Origin of the sequence: Methanolobus zinderi, from assembly GCF_013388255.1 — an archaeon.
In the GTDB taxonomy this organism is placed as follows: Archaea; Halobacteriota; Methanosarcinia; order Methanosarcinales; family Methanosarcinaceae; genus Methanolobus; species Methanolobus zinderi.
Genome location: NZ_CP058215.1, coordinates 1,851,459 through 1,863,769 on the forward strand (window position 1 = coordinate 1,851,459; position 12,311 = coordinate 1,863,769).

11 protein-coding genes and 1 tRNA gene are annotated in these 12,311 nt (G+C 46.3%); 2 read left to right on the plus strand and 10 right to left on the minus strand.

Annotated features, from left to right (window positions below):
* Nucleotides 1-23: 23 nt before the first annotated feature.
* The 9 genes from HWN40_RS09105 to HWN40_RS09145 all read right to left on the minus strand — a co-directional run bounded on the left by HWN40_RS09105 (nt 24) and on the right by HWN40_RS09145 (nt 9,195).
* Nucleotides 24-785: a response regulator gene (locus tag HWN40_RS09105; RefSeq protein WP_176965441.1), complete on the minus strand. Its 762-nt coding sequence runs from the start codon at nt 783-785 to the stop codon at nt 24-26.
* A 190-nt stretch (nt 786-975) separates the two neighbouring features.
* Nucleotides 976-1,170: transfer RNA gene (locus HWN40_RS09110), tRNA-Trp, on the minus strand.
* 92 nt (nt 1,171-1,262) lie between these two features.
* Complete coding sequence (gene cobT, locus HWN40_RS09115; protein WP_176965442.1) at nt 1,263-2,339, minus strand: nicotinate mononucleotide-dependent phosphoribosyltransferase CobT; 1,077 nt, start codon at nt 2,337-2,339, stop codon at nt 1,263-1,265.
* Between the two features lie 61 nt (nt 2,340-2,400).
* A complete protein-coding gene (proS, locus tag HWN40_RS09120) occupies nt 2,401-3,834 on the minus strand; it encodes a proline--tRNA ligase (protein WP_176965443.1) in 1,434 nt (477 codons plus the stop codon).
* Between the two features lie 118 nt (nt 3,835-3,952).
* The gene (locus HWN40_RS09125; RefSeq protein ID WP_176966358.1) at nt 3,953-4,678 is read right to left on the minus strand and encodes a redoxin domain-containing protein; all 726 of its coding nucleotides are present in this window, start codon (nt 4,676-4,678) and stop codon (nt 3,953-3,955) included.
* Nucleotides 4,679-4,855: 177 nt separating this feature from the next.
* Nucleotides 4,856-5,500, minus strand: a complete 645-nt coding sequence (locus HWN40_RS09130) for a ZPR1 zinc finger domain-containing protein (RefSeq protein WP_176965444.1) — start codon at nt 5,498-5,500, stop codon at nt 4,856-4,858.
* Nucleotides 5,497-5,877: a cell division protein SepF gene (locus HWN40_RS09135; RefSeq protein WP_176965445.1), complete on the minus strand. Its 381-nt coding sequence runs from the start codon at nt 5,875-5,877 to the stop codon at nt 5,497-5,499. The genes HWN40_RS09130 and HWN40_RS09135 overlap by 4 nt, the downstream gene beginning before the upstream one ends.
* Nucleotides 5,878-6,007: 130 nt before the next feature.
* The gene (locus tag HWN40_RS09140; RefSeq protein ID WP_176965446.1) at nt 6,008-6,490 is read right to left on the minus strand and encodes an RNA-binding protein; all 483 of its coding nucleotides are present in this window, start codon (nt 6,488-6,490) and stop codon (nt 6,008-6,010) included.
* A gap of 113 nt (nt 6,491-6,603) precedes the next feature.
* Nucleotides 6,604-9,195 (minus strand): valine--tRNA ligase, encoded by a 2,592-nt coding sequence (locus tag HWN40_RS09145; RefSeq protein ID WP_176965447.1) that lies wholly within the window; start codon nt 9,193-9,195, stop codon nt 6,604-6,606.
* 766 nt (nt 9,196-9,961) lie between these two features.
* Here HWN40_RS09145 and HWN40_RS09150 point away from each other — a divergent pair.
* Complete coding sequence (locus tag HWN40_RS09150; RefSeq protein WP_176965448.1) at nt 9,962-10,474, plus strand: ferritin; 513 nt, start codon at nt 9,962-9,964, stop codon at nt 10,472-10,474.
* 18 nt (nt 10,475-10,492) lie between these two features.
* Nucleotides 10,493-10,843, plus strand: a complete 351-nt coding sequence (locus HWN40_RS09155; protein WP_176965449.1) for a desulfoferrodoxin family protein — start codon at nt 10,493-10,495, stop codon at nt 10,841-10,843.
* 233 nt (nt 10,844-11,076) lie between these two features.
* Here the strand turns inward: HWN40_RS09155 and ahbC are convergent, their stop codons facing one another.
* The gene (ahbC, locus tag HWN40_RS09160; RefSeq protein WP_176965450.1) at nt 11,077-12,279 is read right to left on the minus strand and encodes a 12,18-didecarboxysiroheme deacetylase; all 1,203 of its coding nucleotides are present in this window, start codon (nt 12,277-12,279) and stop codon (nt 11,077-11,079) included.
* Nucleotides 12,280-12,311 lie beyond the last annotated feature (32 nt).

The window sequence follows — 12,311 nt, forward strand, 5'->3', positions numbered from 1 at the left end:
AAATGCAGTTCAGTTCAGCCAGATCATTCCAGCATACTCAGATCTTCACCTGAACACATCATTCCCGTTACATTACCTTCATCGTCGGTGAGCAGGGAATCATACCAGCGAATCAAAACTTCACTGCCATCCTTGCATTCTGCCTTTACTTCGGAAAAATCCGGAAGGTCAGAGTTACCTCCAACAGCTTTCTTAAGAGAAGCTCTTACTTCAGCCCTCATATCCTCCTGAATAAGCGTATCCACAAAATCCTGACCTATCAGTTCAAACTCCTCATATCCGAAGGTTTCATTACCCTTTTTGTTGATCTGGTTTATCTTCAGGTCAGGATCGATGACAACAGCAATGAATCCCGCTTCTTCAAAATAGCTCATGGCGTCGTTCCTTTCAGCCAGTATCTTGTCCTGAAGATGTTTTATGCGCAGCAGTGACTTCACCCTGGTTACAAGCTCCAGTCTGTTCACGGGCTTACCAAGGAATTCGTCAGCACCGACCTCAATCCCTTTTATACGGTCATCCTTGCCTGATAATGCAGTCACCATGATCACGGGCAGGAACTGGGTCTCAACAGAGGTTTTCAGGATCCTGCAGACCTCATAGCCATTCATGTCAGGCATCATTACATCGAGAAGGACTATATCAGGTTTGTCAGTTTTTACTCTTTCCAGTGCTTCTCTGCCATTATATGCATTGATGACCTCATAATCCGATTTCAGATAGAGTCCCATCAATTCCACGATGGCCTGTTCATCATCAACTATGAGTACTTTGTCCCTTTTCTGCATCACCGATACTCCATTTTACTGCACATCTCAGATTATTAAATGCGTCTCAATATAAATATGATGGTTATTTAATCTTTCCTGCATTTAATTTGCTGACAAAAACCGTGCTTAATCCATAGATATTGAACTGTCAGCATATAAAATTTTAGGCGAAAGAGATACAATAAGTCAGAAAGAGAAGAAAATTAGATGGGGCTGGTGAGATTTGAACTCACGATCGACGGGTCTCTCCGAACTGCTGCAAAACACAGCATCATTTTAAGAGCCTTTATCAGTGCTCCAACGGTTCCTCACAGGCCGACCCCGTCGGGCAAGCCTCAGTAGACCCGTTGTTCATCATTTATCCGCTGGAGCCCGTCGCCATGCCGGACTAGGCCACAGCCCCTTAAATTCAGGCAGTATCCCCTGAATAAATCTTATCTATGATATATTTGGCGGTACCAGACCGCTTATGTGAATGATATCCGATCCCCAGGATCAGCTTTCCTCACACATCACACCTTCAAGATTGCCTAGTTTGCACAGCTCATTACAGAGCCCTTCGATCTCCCGGCGGATGTCCTCCCTGGTCTTACCATGCATGAGCGCGAGGCATATCGCACCTCCGGCACCAACGCCTTCTTTGACAAAACCGAGCTCATACTGCCTCAAACCCTCTGAACAGGAATCACCAAAGCACGGATCCACACCATAGCAACTTGCACCAAGCTCTCTGGATATATCAGCAAAACTGGCGGACTCGTCACCTGCAACATAACTTGTCGTGACGATGCTTATGCTGTCAGTGGGGTATCCCAGGTGTTTGATCACCGCATATATGGATTCCATCTGAGTGCCACCTGCAAGAATCACGCGCGTATCACCAAGACCTGCGGCAATGCCCGCAACCGCCACCATCATGGGATCACCCACACAGCTTATGGCTTTGAACGGATCATCACGGAGAGAACCGAATGTAATGCCCGAGGACTTAAGTGCGGCTTCAACTACCTCTCTTTTGAGCTGCAGAGGATTTGAGGATGAGCTGCTGCTTACATTACCGTCATAACCCAGAGACTGCAACACCGCATTGGCCGTTGTTGTACCCGCGGGTATACTCTCACCGATCATTACAAAATCATGCTTCTCAGCAAGCTCCTGACCCAGTTTGAATGCATTATTAAAGGCCTTTTCAACATCCATGACCGCAACAGGCCCCCTTATATCCAGACCCGGCTGACCCCCTATATCCACAAGCGGAACCTCCTTTGCAGGCATTACCCTCAGGCCTGCGTTCACAAGTAAGTGAGGCACACCTGTAAGCTGCAGTGCAGCCCTTGTTATGAGTGCGGGAGTGGGAGTGTCATAGGGAGGTGTCATTGGCAGGATGGGAATATCAATTATAGTCCCCTTGTACAATACTTCCGCATCTCCTGCCGGAGTGTAGTCTGTAAGCTTTGCAGTTTTTCCTGCCGCCGAAAGACCCTCTATATAGGCTGTTTCGGTGTTGGCAAGAACACATACGAAAAGTGGGTTCTCAGGTAACCTTGCATTCTCGGGTGATAGGGAGTCCATGTTTATCACCTAACCTATTTTAGAGGGTATATATGATATTTTCCAGACAAGTATGCGAGGCTCAGTAGGTCCTCGCAACATAGACCATGGTGTCAGCATCGCCATCACATACGACACATTTACCCTGACATTTATCCTCTGAAGAAGGAATTCCAAGGATTCCCGCACCGACCTCATCCTCGAGCTTGAGTCCGCATTCCTTGTCACCACACCAGAACACCTTTGCAATACCACTGGCAAGGTTCTTCTTGATCTCAGGTACGCTCTCGCATTTGATAATACGCTTCTCAAGTCCCTGTTCAGCAGTTTTATAGAGATTATCCTGGATGGCAGAGAACAGCGAAAGGACCTCCTCTTTTATATTGTCCAAAGGCACCTGCTGTTTTTCTCCGGTATCACGGCGAACAAGCATTGCCGCATTCTTCTTAAGGTCCCTTGGTCCGAGCTCAAGCCTTACGGGCACACCTTTCATTTCCCATTTGTAATACTTGGCACCCGGACGGTTGTCACTTGCATCCAGCTTAACACGTATGCCTGCAGCTTCAAGTTCCTCCTTTACCTTTTCACAGGCCTGGAGGACATCCTCAGCTTTCTTGAAGATGATAGGAATGATCGCAACCTGCACCGGAGCTACCTCAGGAGGCATCATAAGACCCTTGTCATCACCGTGTATGGATATCAGTGCTGCTACGGAACGCTCGGAAATGCCATAACATGTCTGATGAGCATAGACCTGCTCACCTTCGGCATCCTCGTACTGGATATCGAAGGTCTTCGCAAAATTATCGCCCAGGTGATGGGCTGTGCCTACCTGGAGAGTCCTGCCATCGGGCATGAGCGCATCCGTGGCTATGGTATAATCCGCACCCGGGAACTTATCCCAGTCAGGCCTTTTGGAAGCAAGAACAGGAATCGCAAGCTTGCGATAGAACTCAGTATACAGCCTGATAGCTTCATCAACCTGTGCCGCAGCATCGTCCCATGTGGCATGGACCGTGTGAGCTTCCTTGAAGGATGTGATCTCACGCAGCCTGATAAGAGGACGTGTGTGCTTTGTCTCATATCTGAAGGTATTGACAATCTGGTATAGCCTGAGAGGGAGGTCGGCATGGGAGCGGACCCACAGCTTGTACATCGGATAAATGGCAGTCTCACTGGTCGGACGCAGTGCGAGTTTTACATCTAGCGGGGACATACCCCCGTGGGTAACCCAGTAGACCTCGTCCTCAAAACCCTTGATGTGTTCCGCCTCTTTCATGAATTCGTTTTCCGGGATCAGAAGAGGGAACATTGTTTCCTGGTGATTCTCATCCAGGAGTTGCCTGATCAGATCATAGACGTTTCTTCTGAGGTTGAAACCAAAAGGATACCAAACGTATAATCCCTTTACAGGATAGCGGACATCCATGATCTCTCCTTTCTGCAGGATGTCGTTATACCATTCGCTGAAATTTTCTTTTGAAGGCAGTGCAGCCTCTTTCTCTTGTTCTGCCATATAAGTCACCTGATATGAACTTGATTTTGGCTACATAAACAAGTACATTGCTTATAGCCGTTTCCTTCGGAACTTAAGACAGAGAAAAGTCTGCGAGTAAAATCATCGAAAAAAGAATTCATTCCTGTTCATCTTCTTTCAGACACAGGAACCAAGGATTGCATTTTTTGTCTTCTTTTGCCTGTTGTTGCCTTTCTTTTGCCCCTACCCATGTAGGTGGATTCGGAACTATCACGTCCTCACCGGGATGCCAGTTCTCGGGAGTATATACGTGCTCACTATCGGACTTTTGCATGGCCTGAAGTAATCTCTTTATCTCGTCCATATTCCTTCCGTTGGAGAACGGGTAATAGAACATTGCACGTATCTTGGCCTGCGGATCGATAAGAAAAGTTGCACGCACGGTCTCAGTGCTGAACTGCTGGAAATCCAGTTTTCCGCCTGATCTCTCGAACTTCTCAAGCAGTTCGTCCGGGGTATAATTAGAGTGAGGATGGATCATCCCATATTTTTTAGAGACTTCCAGGCTAAGATCCTCGATAACAGGGAACATAACATCAACGTTCTTAAGTCCCTTGTATACCACCTTTTCCCGGATAGCCTCAAGCCATGCGATATGAGACTGATTGCTGTCAACCGAGAGTCCGAGCAACTCTGCATTGAGTTCCTTAAATTCCTGCTGCATGCTGGCAAATCTTACGAATTCGGTGGTACAGACCGGAGTAAAATCTCCGGGATGGCTGAAGAAGATCACCCATTTTCCCCTGTAGTCATCCGGGAAATCCACCATCCCCAGGGTTGTCCTGGCTCTGAAAGAGGGAGCATCATCCCCGATCAATGGCATCTGTACCGACTGACATTCGTCCTCTGGCAAATCTGACTTCTCCCACAGTTAATTAAAATTACTAATTGTCAGGTATCGGGCAGCAATATAATTTAAGGTTTCGGCCTTCATCAAAAAATAGATTGATAAGTATGGATATCAAAACAAAAGTATCAAAAAAGAAGAATAAAAGGAACTTTAATCGGTGATAGAATGATCGGGGGCGCAGGCATCCATTTCCATCTCGGATGAGGATGTGTCAAAGACTATCATCCCGGTCTTGAGCTCCGCAGCTTCCTCCGGATCCAGGGTCCTTGATACCGCCCTGTCCGAGATAATAGCGCTGTTACCCATGGGATCCTCGATGACAACGGTCAGTTCCTGTTTTCCGTCCATCGCATCCCTGAGCATCTGCTGGATCTCAAGACCCTTGGCAGTTCTGTCCTCGTCTCCATCTTCCTTAGCCCACTTGGTTGCGGTGATAACCACATCCAGTATCCTGTCCATTATACCTTCTATATTGGTCACATATGACTCGGATACCGAACCGGGTTCCACATCAATGCCCAGCTCAGGTATGCGGATTGTCCCTGAAGTGGATCGAACAACCCTGCTGCTGAGATCTCCTAGCCCTTCCACCTTTAGCTCATAATGTACCGGGTCGCGCTGTGTCAGGATCATTGTATCGGCAAACCTGAAACTACAGTCACACCTTGCGGTAATGTACATTATCTCACCAAAATAAGGAATATCATCACCCTGCCAGTTGATGATCAGCTCCTCATGACAAAGCGGACAGGAAATGGTGGTTACAAAATTGCGGCAGGAACTCTCTTCACTCAATATCTTCCACCAAGAATCTTTGATCTATCGATCTTGATGCCTGTTGGCGTTACAAGAACCTGGTCATCCTTAATTCCTGCAATATCGCCGTGAACGTCAGTGACTACTTCCTTGAGGTCCTTTAATGCACGGTCAAGCAGAAGTTTATCAGCTTTTATGTTTGAGATATCTATCATCACGATGTTACCGTCATATATCTCTCTTTTAAGTGATGTCAGCTCATTCAGGTTTGTCAGCTCTGCTACCCTGATATAGGTTTCTGCAGGTTCTTCATCAAGCACTTCTTCATACTTGGTGAGATCCAGTTCCGTGTATTCATCCTCAACGGTTGTGGGTTTAGCACTGCCGCCAAATATTTTATTCATGATCTTTGCCATAATGCGCCCTCATGTATTCAAAAACATTGATGCTTATAATAATATCGATACTACTTAAATTGTTACCGGACAGGTGCTTCAGACTCTTGCTTTAATTATATTCCCTGTCATTGTATATTAATTATTTCTTTCAGATGTCAAGGTTCCACAACTTGTCACCCACATAGTGAACAGATTTTACAGCCTTACCGGAACTTGCATTCATCTGATCTCCCGGCATCAGGGCGGTACCGATCGCAAGTGGCTTCTTGTGGGTTTCTTCTATTATTATCACAGGATCGTCGGGCTCTATGTCATCATCCGCAGAAACGATTCCCGGACACATGACATCGGCACCATTGACAACAAAGCGTACGGCTCCGGCATCCACAGTAACAAGGTTGCTCCTGAGACCGAGCTGGAGTACTCCCTTAACAGTCGGGAAATAATTATCTCCTATTTTAAAGAGAACCACTTCCCCTTCTATCATAACAATAGGTATATCGTCAGCTGTAGCCGTTTCAAACCTCTTGTCAGCAAACGTATCTACCGCATCACCGAAAGTGGATCTCAATTCCTTTAACAATTTGTTCTTTTCTGATTTCCTTATTTGCACCCTGGATTTTACTTTCAACTAATCACCTGGAAGCAGGATATTGTAACTGAAATTGACTATGATCGCGTGAGTTTTAAAGTTTGCGCGGAAGAGACACGGATCAATTCCGTGACCTTCCATATTCAAAAATATTATCTTACGATCACTACAGGGACACCGCTGACATCAAGCACATCAACGGATCTTCCCGCGGAGACAACTTCCTTCTCGATCTCTACATGATCCGGTTCAAGCTCGACGAGCTCACCGTCAACATTCACAGTGATCTTACCCTTTGCAACCTCATCGGCGATCTTCCTCGGATTCTCATCTGCCAGAGCATCGATGATGGCCTTGGCCTTTCCTCTGAAAAGAGGACCGATCTTGCCCATGTTGGGTTTAACATTGACCGGTACGTGCTCGAAGTCAGGCTCTCCCTCGATCATCTCTATCGGGGAATTAGTCACACCTGTAAGATCGCTTGTGTCCATACTGACACCGTAGATCTCTATCTTCTCAAGGGCTGTGTTCAATGCCATACCTTTCTCGGACTTGTATCTTCTGACATTGCTTGCAACGTCTTTTATGAAATCACCGGAAAGCTCGATGTCCTTATCAATAAGCTCCTCCCGGACCTTAGGCCATGACTGGACATGTACGCTTCCTTCACCCAGTCTTGAGAACATCTCTTCGGAGAAGAACGGAGCAAAGGGCGCCAGCATCTTTGCAAGGGAATCCATGGTCACAAAGAGAGTGTACTTTGCAGCCTTCTTTGCCTCTTCATCATCCCCGTACAAACGAGCCTTGATAAGTTCGATATAGTTGTCCGCAAGGATATCCCATGTGAATCCACGTATTGCCTTGAAGGCCTCATCGAACTGGTAATCATCCATGCTGTCGGTTACAGATCTGATAAGCCTGTTGAGATTGCTCAGGAGCCATCTGTCAACGACTTTCAGTTCATTGATATCCATTTCAGAGTGTTTATAATCCTCAAGATGACTCATTGCGAACCTGTAGATACTCCAGGTCTTGGTAAAGTATCTTGATGCTGAAACCACATCCTTCCAGCGGAACATGACATCGGATCCGGGAGAACCGCCTATTGCAGCCCACTGCCTGAATGAATCGGCACTGTAATCCTTGATGACCTCTTCAGGAGAGATGACATTGCCAAGAGATTTGCTCATCTTATGACCATCCTCACCCAGAACCATACCATTGATGAGGATCGAGTCCCACGGCCTCTTGCCTGTAAGTGCCATGGAACGCAATAGTGAATAGAATGCCCATGTACGTATGATATCGTGGCCCTGCGGACGCAGCTGTGTGGGCAGTCTCATTCCGTGATCAGAGAGCCATCCGGATACGTGCAGTGCGGTGATCGAAGAATCCATCCAGGTATCCAGTACGTCTTCCTCGGCTTCGAAATCCTTACATCCACAACTACATGCTACCGGAGGCTGTTGCTGGGTCGGGTCGATAGGCATCCATTCTTCCTTTGCAACAACGGTCTCGCCACATTCCTTACAGTACCATACGGGTATCGGTGTTGCAAAAAGTCTCTGGCGTGAGATACACCAGTCCCATTCCATGGTCCCGATCCAGTTCTCAAGTCTTACCTTCATGTATTCCGGAAGCCACTTGACCTCATCCGCAGCCTCTGCCACTGCATCGGTATCGATCTTGACAAACCACTGTCTTTCGGAAAGTATCTCGATAGGAGTATCACAGCGCCAGCACATACCAACATTCTGGTCAAGTGTCTTCTGCTCGAAGAGATAGCCTTCTGCCTCGAGATCCCGGATAATCGCATCCTTACACTCGGGAATGGTCATTCCCTCGTACTTTCCGGCTATGGAGGTCATCAGACCGTTCTTATCAATAGCCTTACGAAGCGGGAGTTCGTGTTCCATCCACCAGCGAACATCCTGCTTGTCACCGAAAGTACAGATCATGACAACACCGGTACCAAAGGCAGGATCGACTTCCTTATCACCGATTACAGGAACCTCATGGCCAAAGATCGGCACTTTGACATTGCTACCCACATGTCCGCTGTAGCGCTCATCCTCAGGGTTGATTGCGACCGCCACACATGCAGCAAGCAGTTCCGGTCTTGTTGTTGCTATTTTGACTTTATCGAAATTCAGGAAATTCAGTTTAGTATCCCTTGCTTCATACTCGACCTCTGCAAAGGCGATTGCCGTTTCACATCTGGGACACCAGTTGACAGGATGCTCCGCCTGATACACACGACCCATATCATACATCTTCCTGAAAGACCTCTGGGTCTTGGAATAGTACTCAGGCTCCATTGTGACAAACTCGTTGCTCCAGTCGGTGGAGAAGCCGAGATTCAGCATGGTCTCACGCATCTTCTCTATGTTTCCTCTGGTAAGTTCCCGGCACATACGCCTGAACTCTTCCCTTGGAACTGCATTTTTGGTTATGCCATGAATCTCCTCAACCTTTACCTCAGTGGGAAGACCATGGCAGTCCCAGCCCTGGGGGAACATAACATTGTAGCCGCACATTCTTTTATAGCGTGCAACAAAATCGATATAGCACCAGTTCAGGGAGTTTCCGATATGGAAATTACCGGTCGGGTATGGAGGAGGTGTATCTATAATGTACTGGGGTCTTGTACTGTCATTCCAGTCGAAATGGTACATAGACATATCCCATGCCTTTTTCCATTTTGGCTCGATCTCATGGGGAATATATTCTTTGGGAACCGTCATTAGAACTCTCCGATAAATATTATATTGTGATAGTGTTTTTTATCCTACAGTGGTCTAAGATTATTTAAACATATAGTTAAATGTTTGCAGCTATTTTGCTAGCAGGATACCAAACTGGTAGTCCTTTTACACAGGACTGCACAGCTCATCATATCCTGTATAGAACATATATATTTCAGTTAAACGGCTCAGGGCAGCCACCATTAAAAAGTCCCAGCTACGGGCTACAGAGAACACATGCCTGTACGAAAGATTGTGGCCAGGAACTACAGCTTTTGTACCTTTTCCAGGAGCTTTGCCCCGGTGGAGTCAATAGCAAGCAATTGGTGTACGAATGAAGCATGCTGAATTGGATGGCAAACAGATACTGACATTTAACTACTGTAATCCTGACACAGGCAGGCATGTGCCTATTTGTGGGTCATACGCCATGCTATATTAATTTTGCGAATCTTACTTTAATTAACAGGGAAACTGCAAGAAAAGAAGACTAAAAGAAGACTTCTACAATAAAGTCAGACACCGAAAACACTTTATGTAAATCTATCTAATTGAAGACAGGGGCGTTCTGGATTTTAAGTCCACAGGTGACGGATTGTTGAATATACGACAGTGGCATTGGATAGACACGGATACTGAACCTCTTATTATGTATAGTGTCCGGAAGATTATGCCATAAGAATATTACAGCTTCTATCATGGAACAATCCGCCAGACGATCTACAAACGACCTATTATTGTAAAACAGTTTCAAAGGAGGAGTGAAATGATAAGTGAAAAAATGACCAGTGCTTTGAATGAACAGATCAATAAAGAAATGTATTCGGCATATCTGTACATGTCCATGTCCGCACACTGTAGCAATGTCGGACTTGACGGATTTGCAAACTGGTTCATGGTGCAATACCAGGAAGAGATGACACATGCAATGAAGATATACGATTATCTTAACGAACAGGGAGAAAAGGTAATACTCGAAGCTATCGAGAAACCGCCATCCGAGTTTGGAACTGTGCTGGAGATGTTCGAAGCTACCCTTAAGCATGAGCAGTTCATCACCAGGTCCATACACGAACTCGTAGACCTTGCAAATGAGGAAAAGGATTATGCTACACAGATCTTCCTTCAGTGGTTCGTAACAGAACAGATAGAAGAAGAAGGAAACGATAATGAGATCATAGCCAAGTTGAAACTTGTAGGAAACGAAGGCAACGGGCTTTTCATGCTTGACAGGGAAATGGCAGCAAGAACATTCAACGAACCAACATCAGAAGAATAAACACATAGAGGTAAAACAATGAATTTCGGAGAAATACTCAAAGGAAAGGAAGAAGAAGGTAAAGAGAAACATGTCCCTGAAATAGAGATTATCAGAGGACATGGAAAAGCAAACGCTGATTTTGTACGCGTGGTAGTCGGCAAAGAGGTCCCGCACCCGAATACCGTTGAGCACCATATCGAATGGGTCGAGCTTTACGGTATCACAAAGAAGGGTCAGACAATTGACTTTGGCAGGATGAATTTCGAACCTGTGCACACAGAGCCTGTAGGTACATTCCACGTGAACAACATTGATGATTTCAAGGCATTCTGTGCACTGGAATACTGTAACATACACGGTGTATGGCAGAACTGCATTGAAGTCTGAACAGGATTCTCTTCTATATGGCACGATCGGTGCCATATCCCTTTTATATTTGGACAGGCCAGCGTTACTATTGTAGTTTACTAAAACCACAACAGGAAGTGAACGCAATGCTGGTACAACTCGCCATGAAACTGGCGCTGCTTGCTATGATAGCCGGTACGCTGACATACGTGTATCTCAGCTACATGGCACCATATATGTGAATTAAGAAAAGTGAAAAAAAGAAAAAGGGGTTATTTATTTTCACTATACCCGATCTCTTCATCGCTCAGATAACATGCAGGGTCATCAGCCCAGATGTTATTGTGCACAGCCTCGGCTCTGACACGGAAGTTTCCGTTGCAGACGTCAAACCATTTACAGTTTGCGCATCTGTCAGCATTGGCTTTGATCAGAGGCTTGCGGTCTTTCAGACCTGCCATCAGGGGATCGGACGTATCGGTCCATATCTCACTGAACTTTCTTTCTTTGACATTTCCAAAACTGTAATGTCTCCAGAACTGGTCCGGATGAACTGAACCGTCCCATGAAACGCAGCCTATACCGATTCCAGTGGAATTGCCACGATTCATCTGAAGCAGCTCAAGTACCTCTGCCGCACGCTCAGGATCTTCTTTCAAGAGGCGCAGGTAGATATATGGACCGTCACAATGATTGTCAACTGTGAGTACCTCGACCATCTTACCCTTTGCATGAAGCTCCCGAGTCCTGTCTATAAGCAGGTCGACGGTCTCCCTGGATTCTTCAAGGGAAAGGTCTTCTTCTCTCATATCAGAGCCCCTGCCTGAGTATACCAGATGGTAGAAACAGATACGAGGAATGTTCTCCTTTTCAAGCAGATCGAATATCTCGGGAATATCCTCTACATTGTGCCGGTTAATGGTAAAACGCAAGCCCACCTTGATACCCGCTGCCTGACAGTTACGTACCCCCTGCAGGGCTTTATCGAAGGCTCCCTCTACTCCCCTGAACTTATCATTCGTCTCTCTCATACCATCCAGGGATATCCCTACATAGGAGAGACCTATTTCCTTGAGCTCGCGGGCTTTTTCCTCGCTTATTAGAGTACCGTTGGTTGAAATGACCGCACGGATACCCTTTGAGGTCGCATAGGCTGCAAGTTCGGTAAGGTCCTTGCGCATCAGGGGCTCTCCTCCTGAGAAAAGGATTACGGGGCTGCCAAATTCCGCAAGGTCATCTATGAGTTCCTTTCCCTGTTCGGTGCTGAGCTCATCCTGGTACTCAATATCCTTAGAGTGGGCATAGCAGTGAACACATTTTAAGTTGCAGCGTCTGGTCACGTTCCAAACGACAACGGGTTTCTTATCTTTGGAAAACTGGAGCAGGTGGGAGGGAAGTTTTTTTGATTCACGGCCGTAGCGCAACGCGTCAGAAGGTTCTACGGTTCTGCAGTATAGTTTTGAAATGCCTATCATTATAACGCTCCCTGAACTGGAATAATAAAAAC